Below are 14,845 nucleotides of genomic sequence, written 5' to 3'. Positions count from 1 at the left end.
GCCCGGATTCGGGCCCAAGACCCGGCTCATCGCTCGTGTCCATGGTCGCATTCGCGCGGGCCTGCGTTGGCATCGACGGCCTCGCTCTCTCCGGCCCGGCTCATCGCTCGTCGATGGGCTTCCACTTCTGGTCACGCTCACCGATGTACTCACTGTCTGGCCTGATCAGCCGGTTGTCGGCGTGCTGCTCGATGACGTGCGCCGTCCAGCCGGACATGCGGCTGACCGAGAAGACCGGGGTGAACAGATCGGTGGGGATGCCCAGGTAGTGGTAGACCGTGGCGGCGTAGAAGTCGACGTTGGGATACAGGCCCTTGGACTCGAAGACGACCTCCTCCATCTCCTTCGACATCCGGTAGTAGGTGTCGTCGCCCGACGCGGTGGCCAGTTCCTCCGACATCCTGCGCAGGTGCGTCGCGCGCGGGTCCTCGGTCTTGTAGACGCGGTGCCCGAAGCCCATGATCTTCTCGTGCGCGGCCAGCTTGTCGCGTACCGACTGCGCCACCTGTGACGGGTCCAGCGACTCCAGCGTCTTCATGACCTGCTCGTTCGCGCCGCCGTGCAGCGGGCCCTTCAGCGTGCCGATGGCGGCGACGATGGCCGAGTGCATGTCGGACAGCGTCGCGGCGCACACGCGGGCGGCGAACGTGGAGGCGTTCATCGTGTGGTCGGCGTGCAGGACCAGGCAGGTGTCGAAGATCTCGACCTCGCGCGGGCTCGGCGTGCGGCCGGTGACCTGGAGGAGGAAGTTGCCCGCGATGCTGAGGGAGTCGTCGGGTTCGGGCAGGTCCTTGCCGGTGCGGGCGGCGTGGTAGTACGCGACGAGCACCGGCTGCTGGGCCGTCAGACGGGCGGCCTTGCGCAGGTTGGCGTCGGCGGCGATGGAGTCCTTGTCGGGATCGTCGGCGCCGGACAGGGAGACCAGCGAGCGCAGCGCCTCCATCGGCTTCTGCTTCTCCGCGATCTCGGCGATGTTGGCCGACACCAGCGCGCCCAGCTCGCGTCCCCTGACGAGCTCGTCGCCGTACGCGCCCAGTTCCTGACGTGTGGGCAGCTTGCCGCGCTGCAGCAGGTGGGCGGTTTCTTCGAACGTCGCGTGGCCGGCCAGGTCATGGATGTCGTATCCACGGTAGAAGAGGCGACCGGCCTTCCCGTCGATGTCACTCAGCGCTGTGGACGCGGCGACGACATCGGCCAGGCCTTTTGTGGGCTTGTCCGCCATGTGTGTTTCCTCCGCTTATCTCCGCCGAAAGTCTACCCGTGAGCAGGCAAAACCGGCCGCAGAGGTCCAGACCAATTTCACGCCGGATTCTCCTTATGGCAAAGGCGATTCCCCATCCCTTCGTTTGGGTAAGCCGGAGCTGTAGTAACAGTAACGGCGGGCTACCTGGGGAGGAACTGCCGTGGAGGGGCCCTTCATACGCATCGAGGACACCGGCGAGGTCGTCCCGTTGCGTCCCGAGATCACGACAGTGGGAAGGGGCCGGGGCGTCGACATCCGGCTGACCGACCCGAGCGTGTCTCGGCTCCACGCTGAGTTCGTTCGGCGCGGACCCTACCTGTATGTCGTTGACCTGGGCCTGTCCCGCAACGGCACGCGGGTGAACGGGAGGCCGATCGCCCGGAGGGTCCTTGACGACGGCGACGTCGTCTCCTTCGGCGCGGCGCGCGGACGCATCGGTGGCGTGCCGCGCGAGGACTTCACGCCCGAGGTCGAGCTCCGCAGGGCCGCCGCGCCCGAGCTCACCAGGCGCGAGGTCGACGTGCTCACATCGCTGTGCAGGCCCGCCCTGTCGGACGAGGCGTTCGTCGCCCCGGCCACGGCGCGCGAGATCGCCGACGATCTCGTGGTGACCGAGGCGGCGGTCAAGCAGCACCTGCTCAGGCTCTATCAGAAGTTCCGGATCCCCGAGGGCACCAACAGGCGCACCAGGCTGGCCAACGAGGTGGTGGCGCTCGGCCTGGTCAGGCCGACGCCGGTGGTGCCGCCACAACGCACCGGAACGTCCCAGGAGAGCCAGCCGGCCGGCCGCCGCGCCAGTTAACCGACCCGCAGGGCGACCGGTGCTTCGGCGAGGGGTTCCGGCAGCCTGAGAGGTCCGGATCCCGGGGTGATCGTGCCGAGTATGCGCGGGCCTGCCGCGCCCGTGCATGCCGGCACGGTGGCGGGCAGGCCGTGCGCGGTCAGCCAGCCGAACAGCGAGAAGGCGATCGCCTCTTTCGCGTCGGAGGGGATGCCGAGCTCGTCGCTCGGGACGAGCCGGGCAGGCGTGAGCGCGGCGAGCATCCCCATGAGCGTCGGGTTGCGCGTGCCGCCGCCGGAGACGATCACGGTGTCGAGCCGGTGCCTGCCGATCTCGTCGGCGACCGTCCTGGCCGTCAGCGCGGTCAGCGTCGCCACGAGGTCGGCCTGCGGCAGGTCCGAGGTGACGTAGCCGGGCGTGAACAGCTCCTTGCCGGTCGTCTTGGGCGGGTCCAGCCGGTAGTACGGCTCGTCCAGCAGCTCGGCCAGCAGCTTCTCGTCGACCGTGCCCGCCGCCCCGAGCGCCCCGTCCCTGTCGTACGGCGGCGCGGCCGCGTCGATGAGCGCGCAGGCGGGTCCGGTGTCGTAGGCGTACTCGGCGGTCGTGAGGTTGGCGATGCCGCCCAGGTTGAGCGCCCCCGCCCGGCCGGGCAGCCCGCTGATGAGCAGCCGGTCGAGGTAGGAGACCAGGGGCGCGCCCTGCCCTCCGGCCGCCACGTCGCGCACGCGCAGGTCGGAGACGACGGGCAGGCCGGTGCGCTCGGCGATCCACGCCGGCTGGCCGAGCTGGAGCGTGCCGTGCACCAGGCCGTCGGACACCCAGTGGTAGAGCGTCTGGCCGTGGGAGCAGACCAGGTCGGCCTCGCCCGCGGCGAGCGCGGCGTCGGCGAAGGCCTGTCCGATGAGCGTGTCGAGCGCGCACACCTCGGCCATCGTGACGGGAGAGGGCGGCAGGGCGGCCAGGAGGCGGGCTCTCAGCTCGGCAGGATAGGGACGTTCACCGGTGTGGGTGATCACGCCGGTGAGGACGTCGCCCTCCATCGACCAGTCGACGATCGCGCTGTCGATCCCGTCGTGGGAGGTGCCGGACATCAAGCCGAGAACCCGCATGTCTCCTACCAGACTTTTCGGCCGCGGCTGGGCCGGCTGGTCCTGCTGACCCGGTCGACGGCCATGACGTAGTAGTGGTCGCCGTTCTTGCCCTCGGCGTCCACCCAGCGTACGAGCCGGTCGCCGGGGACGACCGCCACCAGGTTGCGGGCGTCGTCGAAGGTGTCGATCTCCTCGGCCGCCCGGAAGATCGCGAACTGGAACGGCTCCTGACCGCCGGTCGCGACGATGTTCAGCTCGACGCCGCCGGACACCTTGCGCACGTGGGCGAGGACGGGACGCTTCGGCTTCTCGCCGTCGGCGAGCCTGGGCAGCAGCGGCGGCAGCGCGGGCCGCTGGTAGTGGTCGCGGACCGCCGTGGTGACCGAGCCGATCCGGTCGACGCGCAGGTCGTTGGCGTTGTACCAGATGTCGCCGCCGACCTGCGGGTGCGCCCGGTTGAGCGTCAGGTGCTTCGACAGCTCGGCGGGGTCCTGCCACTGCGGAACCTGGGCGGGGTCGCCGGCCTTGTAGGCGGCCTGGCCGATCCACAGCATGGTGCCCGTGCCGTTCGCCACGTCGGACCACCACGGCACCAGCTTGCTGTAGTCGGCGGGCGGCTGGCCGATGTACCAGTAGAGCTGGGGCGCGATGTAGTCGAGCCATCCCTTCTTGACCCAGCCACGCGTGTCGGCGTGCAGGTTGTCGTAGGACTGGCCGCCGTTGGTGTCGGAGCCGAGGGGGTCGGTGCCCTTGTTGCGCCAGATGCCCGACGGGCTGATGCCCCAGGCCACCTCCGGCTTGGCCTCCCGGACCCGCTGCTGCATCTCCGAGACCATCAGGTCCACGTTGTGGCGCCGCCACGAGGCCAGGTCGGGGAAGCCCGCGCCGTGCGTGGCGAAGGTGTCGGCGTCGTTGAAGGCCGTGGTGTTGGTCGGGTAGAAGTAGTCGTCGAAGTGCAGGCCGTCGATGTCGTAGCGGACCAGCGCGTCGAGCATCGCGTCCTGGCAGAACTTCCGCACTTCCGGGATGCCCGGGTTGTAGTAGAGCTTGCCGCCGAAGGGCAGGATCCACTCGGGGTGGACCCGTCCGGGGTGCGAGGGGTGCAGCTTGGTCGGGTCGGCCTGCATCGAGACGCGGTAGGGGTTGAACCACGCGTGGAAGGTCAGGCCGCGCTTGTGGGTCTCCTCGACGGCGAAGCCCAGCGGGTCGTAGCCGGGGTCCTGTCCCTGCACGCCGGTCAGCCAGTGCGACCACGGCTCGAACTGCGACGGCCAGAAGGCGTCGGCGGTCGGCCTGATCTGCACGAAGACCGAGTTGAGCCGGCGTTCGACCGCCAGGTCGAGCCAGGCGATGAACTCGGCCTTCTGCTCGTCCGCGGTCAGCCCCTGCTTCGACGGCCAGTTGATGTTGACGACGGAAGCGATCCACATGCCGCGCATCTGGCGCAGCGGAGGCACGTAGTCGGGCTCGGCGAAGGCGGGGAGCGGCACGACGGAAGCGGCTGCCGCGAGGGCCAGACCCTTCAGAACGGTCCTTCTAGTGGGCATGGGGGGTGCCTCTCGGGGGAGGTGGTTGTGTTCCAGGGCGACGATGGCAGAAAATTACCTTCAGATCAACAATTGTGAAAGAAAATGCCGCGCGGGCCGGTCACCCGGTCACGACGCGAACCGAGGAGGTTCTGTGCCCGCTGACCTGCACCGACTCGCCCTGGCGGTCCTCCAGCCCGGGTTCGAGGGCGTCACCGCCCCCGACTGGCTGCGGAAGGCGCTGGGCGAGGGGCTCGGCGGCGCCGTGCTCTTCGCGCGCAACGTCTCGCCCGCCACGGCGGACCTGGTCGCCGCCCTCCGCGCGGAGAACCCCGGCGTGGTCGTCGCCATCGACGAGGAGGGCGGCGTCGTCACCCGCCTCGAGACCGGCGAGGGCAGCTCCTTCCCCGGCAACCGGGCGCTCGGCGTGGTCGACGACGAGGAGCTGACCGAGCGGGTGGGCCGCCAGATCGGGCGGATGCTCGCCGAACTGGACATCACCCTCGACTACGCCCCCTCCGTCGACGTCAACGCCAACCCGGCCAACCCGGTGATCGGGGTCCGCTCGTTCGGGCCGACCGCCGACCTGGTCGCGCGCCACTCCGCCGCCTACGTCAGGGGCGTGCAGGGAGCGGGTGTGGCCGCCTGCGCCAAGCACTTCCCCGGCCACGGCGACACCGTCACCGACTCCCACCTGGCGCTGCCGACCGTCCACGCCTCCCTCGCCGAGCTGCGCGACCGCGACCTGCCGCCGTTCAGGGCGGCCATCGAGGCGGGCGTGCGGTCCATCATGTGCGGGCACCTGCTGGTCCCCGCACTCGATCCCGCGATGCCCGCCACGCTGAGCCGTACGATCCTGACCGGGTTGCTCAGGGAGGAGCTCGGCTTCGACGGGATGCTGGTCACCGACGCGATCGAGATGAAGGCGGTCGCGGCGATGTACTCGCCGGGCGAGATCGCGGTCCGGGCGCTCAGGGCGGGCGCGGACGCGATCTGCGCTGGCCTGGTCACCGCCGAGGGTCTGGCCGAGATCCGCGACGCCATCGTGGCCGCCGTGCGCGACGGGTCGCTCCCCGAGGAGCGCCTGGCCGAGGCGGCGGGGCGGGTGCGGGCCCTGTCCGACTGGTACGGCAGGCAGCCGCGCGACGCCGCGCCCGACGCCGAGGCCGGCATGGAGGCGGCGGTCAGGGCGCTCACCGTCACGGGCTCGGCCCGGCTGACCACCGCTCCGCTGGTCGTCGAGGTCAACACCCGCCACAACCAGGCCGTCGACCCGAACACCCCGACAGGCCTGGCCGCGGCGCTCGGCGAGGTGCTGCCGGGGACCGAACGGACCTCCTCCCCCGAGCTCTCCTCGGTGCCCGGCGAGCGGCCGGTGGTGCTGGTCGTCCACGACGCGGCCCGGCACGCGTGGGTGCGGGACACGGTGGCGCAGGCCGTACGGCAGCGCCCCGATGTGATCGTCGTCGAGACGGGCATCCCCGCCGAGCCCGCGGGCGCGGCCCACATCGCCACGCACGGCATCTCCAAGGTCTCGGCGAAGGCGGTGGCACGATGGCTGACCAGATGAACGAGCCGGTCAACCCGGTCTCGGCGGTGCGGGCGGTGCTGCCTTCGCTCACGCCCGCGGCGCAGGCCATCGCCAGGATCATCCTGGACGATCCCGGCCTGGTGGTGCGCAGCACGATCACCGAGTTCAGCGCGGTGTCGGGCACCAGCGAGGCGACCATCGTGCGGACGGCGCGCGCCCTCGGCTACTCCGGCTACTCCCAACTCCGCTTCGCGCTGGCGGGCGCCGTCGCGCGGGACACCCCCGAGCGGCTGGTGCCTGGCGACCTCGGACCCGACGACCCGCTCACCGACGTGATCGCCAAGGTGACCAGGGCGGAGGTGGACGCGCTGTCGGACACCGCGGAACAGCTCGTGCCCGACCAGCTCGGCGAGGTCGTCGCGGCCATCGCCGCCGCCCGCAGGATCAACGTCTACGGCGTGGGCGCCTCCGGCCTGGTGGCGGCCGACCTCGCGCACAAGCTGATGCGCATCGGCCTGTCGAGCCATCCGTTCAACGACGCCCACCTCGCCCTGACCAGCGCCGCGCTGTTGCACGAGGGCGACGTCGTGGTGGCGGTGAGCTGCTCGGGCGAGACGACGGACGTGATCGCGCCGACCAGGACGGCGAAGGAGGCGGGCGCGCTCGCCATCGCCATCACCAACAACCCGCGTTCCTCGCTGGCCCAGACCGCCGACCACGTGCTGGTGTCCGCAGGGCGGGAGACGGCCTTCCGGCCCGGGGCGCTGGCCAGCAGGATCAGCCAGCTCCTGATCGTCGACTGCATCTTCGTCGGGCTGGCGCAGCGCACGTTCGACAGCTCCGAGACGGCGCTGCGCGCCACCAGGGAGGCGTTGGAGATCTTCAGAACGCGATGAGGGGTGCCGATGAAGGAAATTTTCACATATAGTCGTGGATAGCTAGCTTTTCTCCATCCTGCGGGGGGACCATGACGCGCGGCATCTCCGATCTCGTCACCGAGCAGCGGCTGCCCGGACTCGACGACCTCGATGTGCTGCCCACGATCGAGCTGGTCAGGCGCATGAACGAGCAGGATGCCCTGGTCCCCGCCGCCGTCGCGGGCCAGTCCGAGCAGATCGCCGCCGCCGTCGACGCCGTCTCCGCGCGCCTGCGCGACGGCGGCAGGCTCATCTACCTCGGAGCCGGTACGGCCGGGCGCATCGGCATGCTCGACGCCAGCGAGTGCGGCCCCACCTTCGGCACCAGCCCGTCGGAGGTGTTCGCGCTCATCGCGGGCGGGCCCTCGGCCTTCACGGTCGCCGTCGAAGGCGCGGAGGACTCGGCCGCGCTGGCCGTCGCCGACCTCACAGAGGTGGAGGTGTCCGCCGCCGACGCGGTGGTGGGCATCTCGGCCAGCGGGCGCACGCCGTACGCGGTGGGAGGTGTACGGCACGCCCGCGCCGTCGGCGCGCTGACCGTCGGGGTCGCGTGCAACGCGGGCTCGGCGCTCGGCGCGGCGGCGGAGATCGCCATCGAGGTGGTGGTGGGCCCCGAGTTCCTGACGGGGTCCACCAGGCTCAAGGCCGGAACGGCACAGAAGCTGGTCTGCAACACCATCACGACGCTGTCCATGGTGCGGCTCGGGCGCACGCACGGGAACCTGATGACGCACCTGGTGGCCTCGAACGAGAAGCTGTGGGTCCGCGCGCGCGACATGGTCTCGACCATCACCGGCCTGCCGGACGCCGAGGTCGCGCCGGCTCTCCGCGCGGCGGACGGCTCGGTCCCCGCCGCGGTCATCATGCTCCTCACGGGCGCCGACCCGGCCGAGGCCCGCGCCGCCCTCGACCGCACCTCCGGCAACCTCCGCGAAGCCCTCCGTTCCTTCGCCTGACCGACCCCGGGCGAGGACACCGCGTGACCGGACGAGCGACCCTCGTCCGGTCGGCGGACCGCATGGAGAGGGACCGTGTGACGGGGAGAGCGATCCTCCTCCCCGTCACACCCACTCCGTCAGGCGAGCGAGCGCTCCGCCGCCTCGACCACGTTGGCCAGCAGCAGCGCCCGCGTCATCGGCCCCACACCACCGGGGTTGGGGGTGAGGAAGCCGGCCACCTCCGCCACGTCAGGAGCCACGTCACCGGCGATCTTGCCGTCGACCCGCGACACGCCCACGTCGAGCACCGCCGCGCCCGGCTTGACCATGTCGGCCGTGACGAGCCCGGGCACGCCCGCCGCCGCCACGACGATGTCGGCGCGCCGTACGTGTGCGGCCAGGTCGGTCGTGCCGGTGTGGCAGAGGGTCACGGTCGCGTTCTCGGTGCGCCTGGTCAGGAGCAGGCCGAGCGAGCGGCCCACGGTGATCCCGCGGCCGACCACCACGACGTCGGCGCCCTTCAGCGGCACGCCGTACTCCTGCAGCAGCAGCACGATGCCGTGCGGCGTGCAGGGAAGGGGGGCCTCGACCATGTGCACGAGGCGGCCGAGGTTGACCGGGTGGAGGCCGTCGGCGTCCTTGGCCGGGTCCATGCGCTCCAGCAGCGCCATGGTGTCGAGGTGCTTGGGCAGGGGGAGCTGGACGATGTAGCCGGTGCAGGAGGGCGAGGCGTTGAGTTCGTCGATGGCGGCCTCGACATCGGCCTGGGTGGCCGTCGCCGGCAGGTCGACACGGATGGAGGCGATGCCGACCTCCGCGCAGTCGCGGTGCTTGCCCGCGACGTAGATCTGGCTGCCGGGGTCGTCGCCGACCAGCACAGTGCCGAGCCCGGGCACGACGCCCCGCTCCTTGAGCGCGGTCACCCGCGCGGTGAGGTCCGCCTTGATCTTGGCCGCGGTCGCCTTGCCGTCGAGTTTCACAGCGCTCATGTCCACATCCTTGCAGAGCCTCCCGCGCCGTCCGCAAGCCCCGTCCCGTCAGGTGAGCGCGGGGCCTCGCTACCCTGACCATGCAGAATGGACGGACGAAAGGGGCGAAGGTGGATCTGGCCGCGCGGGGAGCGGGGTTCGCCGAGTTCTGGCGGGAGCGGCACCTGTGCACGCTGACCACCGTCAGGCCGGACGGCACGCCGCACGTGGTGCCCGTGGGCGCGACGCTCGACCTGGAGACGGGGATCGCGAGGGTCATCACCTCCGGCACCTCGCGCAAGGCCCGCCTGCTCGCCGGCGACGACGGCGCCCGGGTGGCGCTGTGCCAGGTCGACGGCCGCCGCTGGTCCACGCTGGAGGGCACGGCGACGGTGCGGACCGAGCCCGAGCGGATCGCCGACGCCGAGGCCCGCTACACCGCCCGCTACAAGCCGCCCCGGCCCAACCCGGCCCGGGTGGTCATCGAGATCGAGGTCACCCGCGCCATGGGCAGCGTGTGATCACCGTCGTCGGTGTCGGCGCCGACGGCTGGGACGGCCTGTCGCCCCAGGCCCGCCAGGCCGTGGCGGAGGCGGGCGTGCTTTTGGGCTCGGCGCGCCAGCTCGGCCTGGTGCCCGACGGCCGGGCGCGGAAGGTGAGCTGGCCCTCGCCGCTGCTGCCCGCGCTGCCGGGGCTGCTGGCCGAGTTCGGCGACGCGGCGCCGTGCGTGCTGGCCAGCGGGGACCCGATGTTCTTCGGGATCGGCTCGACGCTGGCCAGGCTGGCGGGCCCGGAGAACCTGCGCGTGCTGCCGCACCCGTCCAGCCTGTCGCTGGCGTGCGCGCGCCTCGGCTGGCCGGTCGAGGAGACGGCGGTGGTCAGCCTGGTCGGCAGGCCGCTGGACGCGCTGCGGCGCGCCGTCCTGCCGGGGCGCCGGCTGCTGGTGCTGGCGGCGGACGCGCGAGGGCCCGCCCTCGTGGCCGGACTGCTGCGGGAGCACGGGTACGGCGCGAGCACCCTCCACGCGCTGTCGGACCTGGGCTCGGCGGACGAGACGCACCACACCGGCCAGGCCGCCACGTGGGAGCGGGACGGCACCGCCCTGACCGTGGTGGCGGTGGAGTGCACGGCCGACGAAGGGACGGTGCCACGCCCGCTGGTGCCCGGCCTGCCCGACGACGCCTTCGAGCACGACGGGCAGCTCACCAAGCGCGAGGTGCGCGCGGTCAGCCTCGCCCACCTGGCCCCGCTGCCGGGTCGGCTGCTGTGGGACGTCGGCGCCGGCGCGGGCAGCATCGCGATCGAGTGGATGCGGGCCGACGCCGGCTGCCGCGCGATCGCCGTCGAGAGCCACCCCGAACGGGCGGCCAGGATCGGGCGGAACGCGGCGGCGCTCGGCGTGCCCGCGCTGCGCGTCGTCACGGGGCGGGCGCCCGCCGCCCTGGAGGGGCTCCCCGCGCCCGACGCGGTCTTCGTCGGCGGCGGGGCCACCGTGCCCGGCCTGCTCGAGGCGTGCTGGCAGGCCCTGCCGCCCGGCGGCAGGCTGGTCGCCAACGCCGTCACCCTGGAGTCGGAGTCCGTCCTGACCTCCTGGTACGGCAGGAACGGCGGCGACCTGGTACGTCTGTCGGTCAGCAGGGCCGCCCCGATCGGCGGCTTCACCGGCTGGCGGACGATGATGCCGGTGACCATCTGGACAGCGACCAAGGAGAGCGGCACGTGACCGTCCACTTCATCGGCGCGGGACCCGGCGCGGCCGACCTCGTCACGCTGCGCGGGCTGCGCCTGATCGAGCGCGCGCCGGTATGCCTGTACGCCGGCTCGCTCGTGCCTGAGGAACTGCTGGAGTCGTGCCCGCGGGACGCCCGCCTGGTCGACACCGCGAACCTGACGCTCGACGAGATCGTGGCCGAGCTGGCCGACGCCCACGCCAAGGGCCTGGACGTGGCCAGGCTCCACTCCGGCGACCCGTCGGTCTTCAGCGCGATGGCCGAGCAGATGCGGCGGCTCGACGCGATCGGCGTGCCGTACGAGGTGGTGCCGGGGGTTCCCGCGTTCGCGGCGGCGGCCGCGTCGCTCGGCAGGGAGCTCACCGTGCCCGGCGTCGGCCAGACGATCATCCTCACCAGGACCTCGGCGCGGGCGACGCCCATGCCGGAGGGCGAGGACCTGGCCACGCTGTCGGCGAGCAGGGCCACCATGGTCCTGCACCTGGCCGTGCAGAGGATCGCGCAGGTCGCGGCGGAGCTGACGCCCGCCTATGGCGCCGACTGTCCCGTGGCGGTCGTCGCCCGGGCGAGCCGCGACGACGAGCTGATCCTCAAGGGCACCCTCGCCGACATCGCCGACCAGGTGCGGGCCGCGGGCGTCGTCAGGACCGCGGTGATCGTCGTGGGCAGGGTGCTGGCGGCCACCCAGTTCCCCGACAGCCACCTGTACTCGGCCGCGCGCTGCCGTCAGCCGTGACGGCCCACGATCACGGCCGCGCGCTGCCGTCAGCCGTGACGGCCCACGATCACGCCCGCCCGGTCGATCACCACGACGTCCACCTCGACGGGCGCGCCGCGCAGCACCCCGGCCGCGGTGGCGTGCGCCCGCTCGGCCACCAGGTCGCCGAGCGGCACCCCCTCCTCCTGGGCCATGCGGAGGGCGTGCAGCGCGGTGTTGGCGCCGCGGATCCGCTCCGCCAGCCCGGTGCCCTCCCCCGCCAGCCTCGCCAGCAGGTCGAGGTTGACCTGGGAGCGGCCCGAGTGCAGGTCCAGGTGGCCGTCGGCGAGCTTGGACAGCTTGCCGACACCGCCCGCGATCGTCAGCCGCGGCACCGGGTGCCGGCGCAGGTACTTCAGGACGGCTCCGGCGAAGTCGCCCATGTCGAGCAGGGCGTCCTCGGGCAGGCCGTACAGTTCGGCGGCCACGCGCTCGGAGGTGCTGCCCGTGCACCCGGCCACGTGCGTACGGCCCGCCGCGATGGCCACGTCCACGCCCCTGCGGATGCTGTCGATCCACGCCGAGCACGAGTAGGGCACGACGACGCCGGTCGTGCCGAGGATCGACAGGCCGCCGAGGATGCCGAGCCGGGGATTCCAGGTCCGCCGGGCCAGTTCCTCCCCGTGCTCGACGGAGATCTCCACGACGACGTCGCCGCTGCCGCCGATGGCCGCGATGTGCTCGGTCATCATCCGGCGCGGGACCGGGTTGATGGCCGGCTCGCCCACCTCGAGCGGCAGGCCGGGCTTGGTGACCGTGCCGACGCCCGGGCCCGCCCTGAAGGTGACGCCGGTGCCGGGGGCGGCGTGCCGTACCGTCGAGGTGATCAGCGCGCCGTGCGTCACGTCGGGATCGTCGCCGGCGTCCTTGACCACGGAGGCGGCGGCGAAGCCGGCGCCCAGCGACTCCCTGGCCAGGGCGAACGCGGGCCGCTGGCCCTTGGGCAGGGTGATGGTGACCGGGTCGGGGAAGTCGCCGGTCAGCAGCGCGGTGTAGGCGGCCGCGGTGGCCGCGGTCGCGCACGCGCCGGTGGTCCAGCCGTGGCGCAGCCCTGTGCTCGGGGACGCGGTGCTCATGTGCCGAGGACGCTCATGTCGAGGACGCTCATGTCGAGGACGCTCATGTCGAGGACGCTCATGTCGAGGACGCTCAAGTCGAGGACGCTCTTGTCGAGGATGGAGGGGACGTGCGGCGGATCCTGATCCTGGGTGGCACGGCCGAGGCGCGCGCCCTGGCGGCCGCCCTCGACGGCGCCGTCCACGTCGTGTCGTCGCTGGCCGGGCGGGTGCGCGACCCCAGGCTGCCGGTGGGCGAGGTGCACGTCGGCGGGTTCGGCGGCGCGGCGGGGCTGGCCGCCTGGATCGCCGCCAACCGGATCGACGCCGTGGTGGACGCCACGCACCCGTTCGCGCGGCGGATGACCGCCGGGGCCGTCGAGGCGTGCCGTACCGCGGGAGTGCCGCTGCTGGTGCTGCGGCGCCCCGGCTGGCCGCCCCGGCCCGGCTGGGTGCTCGTCGACTCGCTGGAGGAGGCCGCGCGGACGCTGCCCTCGCTGGGCCGCCGCGTGTTCCTGACGACCGGGCGCAGGAGCCTGCCGGTGTTCGCCGGCCTGTCCGGTATGTGGTTCCTGGCCAGATCGGTCGACCCGCCCGAGCCGCCGGTCCCCGCCAACGTCCACGTGGTGCTGGCGCGCGGCCCCTACACCGTCGAAGGGGAGCGGGCGCTCATCCGCGAGCACCGGCTCGACGTGCTGGTCACCAAGGACAGCGGCGGCGAGATGACCACCGCCAAGCTGACGGCCGCCGCCGAGCTCGGACTGCCCGTGGTGGTCGTGCGACGGCCGCCGCTGCCCGAGGACGCGGTGCTTGTGGACACCGTGGCGGCGGCCGTGGCGTGGGTTCATGCCGGGTATCGCCTCGGGGTGTAGACGACGCCGTCGCCGGTGACGCGGGTGGTCGAGGAGCCGACGATCAGCAGGCAGCGCATGTCGACCTGCGCCGGGTCGAGCCCGGCCAGCGTGGTCACGGTGATCGTCTCCTGCGGCCCCCCGACGTCGCGGCCGATCACCACGGGCGTGGCCGGGTCGCGATGCTCCATGATCAGGTCGCGGGCGGCGTCCACCTGCCAGGTACGGCTGCGCGAGGCCGGGTTGTAGATCGCCAGCACCAGGTCGGCCGCGGCGGCGGCACGCAGCCGCCCGGCCACGATGTCCCACGGCTTGAGCAGGTCCGACAGGGAGATCACGCAATAGTCGTGCCCCAGCGGCGCCCCCGCCCTGGCGGCCACGGCGTGCGCGGCCGTCAGGCCCGGCACGATCCGCACCGGCACGCCGGGGAAGCCCTCGGCCGCCTCCAGCACCGCGCTGGCCATCGCGAACACGCCCGGATCGCCGGACGAGACGACCGCCACCCTGCGGCCCTGGCGGGCCAGCTCCAGCGCGTGCGCGGCCCGCTCGGCCTCCACCCTGTTGTCGGTGCGGTGCCTGACCTGGCCCGCCCGCTGCGGCACCCGGTCCACGTACGGGCCGTACCCCACCAGGTCGGTCGCCTCCGCCAGCACCTGCCGCGCCTCCGGCGTGAGCCACTGCGCTCCCGCGGGCCCGAGCCCCACCACCGCGACGCCCGGCCTCAGCTCCTCGTCGGCCCGCCCGCCGCCGCTGGGCAGCATCGCCAGCGAGAAGTACGGCACGCTCGCCGGGTCCACGTCCTTGAGCGGCTCGATCCGCTGGCTCGCCGTCGTCGCCCGCTCGACGTACCACGCCTCGTCCAGCCGGCCCGCCTCCGCCAGCGCGTCACGGACCTTCTCGAAGGTCCTGCCGAGCTTGAGCACGGCCACCGAGTCGGCGCTCTTCAGCTTCTCGGTGATGACGTCGGCCGGGAGCGTGCCGGGCAGCACGGTCAGCGTCTCCTCGTGCTCCACCAGCGGGCGTCCCAGCACCGCCGCCGCCCCCGCCACCGAGGTGACGCCCGGCACGACCTCGGTCTCGTAGCGGTGGGCGAGCCGCTTGTGCATGTGCATGTAGGAGCCGTAGAAGAGCGGGTCGCCCTCGCACAGCACCACGACGACCCTGCCCGCGTCCAGATGGGCGGCCAGCCGCTGCGCGCACTCGGCGTAGAAGTCCTCCAGCGCGCCCTGGTAGCCGCCGGGGTGGTCGGTGGTCTCCGTGGTCAGCGGGTACTTCAGCAGCTCCTCGACCTGCCCCTCCCGCATGTACGGCAGCGCGATCGACCGCGCGATGCTCCTGCCGTGCCTGGCGCTGTGGTAGGCGATCACGTCCGCCTCGCCGATCAGCCTGGCCGCCTTGACCGTCACCAGCTCGGGATCCCCGGGCCCCAGCCCCACCCCGAACAGCCGTCCCGCCAC

At 72.7% G+C, this 14,845-nt stretch carries 14 protein-coding genes; 8 read left to right on the top strand and 6 right to left on the bottom strand.

Translation table 11 applies throughout. The features are described from left to right. Positions 1–100 precede the first annotated feature (100 nt). A complete protein-coding gene (locus ACWDLG_RS15125) occupies positions 101–1,222 on the bottom strand; it encodes a citrate/2-methylcitrate synthase (protein WP_449920061.1) in 1,122 nt (373 codons plus the stop codon). A 181-nt stretch (positions 1,223–1,403) separates the two neighbouring features. On the opposite strand from ACWDLG_RS15125, the gene ACWDLG_RS15120 reads away from it, so the two are divergent. Further along, positions 1,404–2,045 carry an FHA domain-containing protein gene (locus ACWDLG_RS15120; protein ID WP_354906250.1) on the top strand — a complete coding sequence of 214 codons (642 nt, stop codon included), beginning with the start codon at positions 1,404–1,406 and terminating at the stop codon, positions 2,043–2,045. On the opposite strand, the gene ACWDLG_RS15115 is transcribed toward ACWDLG_RS15120, so the two are convergent. Both ACWDLG_RS15115 and ACWDLG_RS15110 read right to left on the bottom strand, forming a co-directional pair. Further along, on the bottom strand, positions 2,042–3,133 hold the full coding sequence (locus tag ACWDLG_RS15115; RefSeq protein ID WP_449920059.1) for an anhydro-N-acetylmuramic acid kinase: 1,092 nt from the start codon (positions 3,131–3,133) through the stop codon (positions 2,042–2,044). The genes ACWDLG_RS15120 and ACWDLG_RS15115 overlap by 4 nt on opposite strands. A gap of 5 nt (positions 3,134–3,138) precedes the next feature. Further along, positions 3,139–4,662 (bottom strand): glycoside hydrolase family 10 protein, encoded by a 1,524-nt coding sequence (locus ACWDLG_RS15110; protein ID WP_449920058.1) that lies wholly within the window; start codon positions 4,660–4,662, stop codon positions 3,139–3,141. A 133-nt stretch (positions 4,663–4,795) separates the two neighbouring features. On the opposite strand from ACWDLG_RS15110, the gene ACWDLG_RS15105 reads away from it, so the two are divergent. From ACWDLG_RS15105 to murQ, 3 genes are all read left to right on the top strand, one after another. Next, positions 4,796–6,211 (top strand): glycoside hydrolase family 3 protein, encoded by a 1,416-nt coding sequence (locus tag ACWDLG_RS15105; RefSeq protein WP_449920055.1) that lies wholly within the window; start codon positions 4,796–4,798, stop codon positions 6,209–6,211. After that, positions 6,196–7,068 carry a MurR/RpiR family transcriptional regulator gene (locus ACWDLG_RS15100; RefSeq protein ID WP_354906258.1) on the top strand — a complete coding sequence of 291 codons (873 nt, stop codon included), beginning with the start codon at positions 6,196–6,198 and terminating at the stop codon, positions 7,066–7,068. The genes ACWDLG_RS15105 and ACWDLG_RS15100 overlap by 16 nt, the downstream gene beginning before the upstream one ends. Before the next feature lie 71 nt (positions 7,069–7,139). Beyond that, complete coding sequence (murQ, locus tag ACWDLG_RS15095; protein WP_449920051.1) at positions 7,140–8,045, top strand: N-acetylmuramic acid 6-phosphate etherase; 906 nt, start codon at positions 7,140–7,142, stop codon at positions 8,043–8,045. A 119-nt stretch (positions 8,046–8,164) separates the two neighbouring features. On the opposite strand, the gene ACWDLG_RS15090 is transcribed toward murQ, so the two are convergent. Continuing rightward, positions 8,165–9,016: a bifunctional methylenetetrahydrofolate dehydrogenase/methenyltetrahydrofolate cyclohydrolase gene (locus ACWDLG_RS15090; protein WP_354906261.1), complete on the bottom strand. Its 852-nt coding sequence runs from the start codon at positions 9,014–9,016 to the stop codon at positions 8,165–8,167. A 110-nt stretch (positions 9,017–9,126) separates the two neighbouring features. On the opposite strand from ACWDLG_RS15090, the gene ACWDLG_RS15085 reads away from it, so the two are divergent. Genes ACWDLG_RS15085 through cobM form a run of 3 tightly spaced genes read left to right on the top strand, consistent with a single transcriptional unit; the run spans position 9,127 to position 11,461 of the window. Then, on the top strand, positions 9,127–9,516 hold the full coding sequence (locus tag ACWDLG_RS15085; RefSeq protein ID WP_449920048.1) for a pyridoxamine 5'-phosphate oxidase family protein: 390 nt from the start codon (positions 9,127–9,129) through the stop codon (positions 9,514–9,516). Then, on the top strand, positions 9,513–10,718 hold the full coding sequence (gene cbiE, locus ACWDLG_RS15080; protein ID WP_449920045.1) for a precorrin-6y C5,15-methyltransferase (decarboxylating) subunit CbiE: 1,206 nt from the start codon (positions 9,513–9,515) through the stop codon (positions 10,716–10,718). The genes ACWDLG_RS15085 and cbiE overlap by 4 nt, the downstream gene beginning before the upstream one ends. Then, complete coding sequence (gene cobM, locus ACWDLG_RS15075) at positions 10,715–11,461, top strand: precorrin-4 C(11)-methyltransferase (protein WP_449920042.1); 747 nt, start codon at positions 10,715–10,717, stop codon at positions 11,459–11,461. Before cbiE ends, cobM begins: the two co-directional genes overlap by 4 nt. Before the next feature lie 29 nt (positions 11,462–11,490). On the opposite strand, the gene ACWDLG_RS15070 is transcribed toward cobM, so the two are convergent. Then, positions 11,491–12,558, bottom strand: coding sequence for a cobalt-precorrin-5B (C(1))-methyltransferase (locus ACWDLG_RS15070; protein WP_449920039.1), 1,068 nt, complete (start codon positions 12,556–12,558; stop codon positions 11,491–11,493). A gap of 110 nt (positions 12,559–12,668) precedes the next feature. On the opposite strand from ACWDLG_RS15070, the gene ACWDLG_RS15065 reads away from it, so the two are divergent. After that, the gene (locus tag ACWDLG_RS15065; RefSeq protein WP_449920037.1) at positions 12,669–13,409 is read left to right on the top strand and encodes a cobalt-precorrin-6A reductase; all 741 of its coding nucleotides are present in this window, start codon (positions 12,669–12,671) and stop codon (positions 13,407–13,409) included. On the opposite strand, the gene ACWDLG_RS15060 is transcribed toward ACWDLG_RS15065, so the two are convergent. Beyond that, positions 13,382–14,845: a precorrin-2 C(20)-methyltransferase gene (locus tag ACWDLG_RS15060; protein ID WP_449920572.1), complete on the bottom strand. Its 1,464-nt coding sequence runs from the start codon at positions 14,843–14,845 to the stop codon at positions 13,382–13,384. The two genes, ACWDLG_RS15065 and ACWDLG_RS15060, sit on opposite strands and share 28 nt — an antisense overlap.

The organism is Nonomuraea sp. NPDC003727 (assembly GCF_053586935.1).
The sequence above is the reverse complement of the archived record's forward strand: the minus strand, read 5'-3'. Positions and strand labels throughout refer to the sequence as shown.

Coding starts and splice junctions, on each gene's coding strand:
- ACWDLG_RS15125 (WP_449920061.1), bottom strand. CDS start 1,222: ATGGCGGACAAGCCCACAAAAGGCCTGGCCGATGTCGTCGCCGCGTCC.
- ACWDLG_RS15115 (WP_449920059.1), bottom strand. CDS start 3,133: ATGCGGGTTCTCGGCTTGATGTCCGGCACCTCCCACGACGGGATCGAC.
- ACWDLG_RS15110 (WP_449920058.1), bottom strand. CDS start 4,662: ATGCCCACTAGAAGGACCGTTCTGAAGGGTCTGGCCCTCGCGGCAGCC.
- ACWDLG_RS15100 (WP_354906258.1), top strand. CDS start 6,196: ATGGCTGACCAGATGAACGAGCCGGTCAACCCGGTCTCGGCGGTGCGG.
- murQ (WP_449920051.1), top strand. CDS start 7,140: ATGACGCGCGGCATCTCCGATCTCGTCACCGAGCAGCGGCTGCCCGGA.
- ACWDLG_RS15090 (WP_354906261.1), bottom strand. CDS start 9,016: ATGAGCGCTGTGAAACTCGACGGCAAGGCGACCGCGGCCAAGATCAAG.
- ACWDLG_RS15070 (WP_449920039.1), bottom strand. CDS start 12,558: ATGAGCACCGCGTCCCCGAGCACAGGGCTGCGCCACGGCTGGACCACC.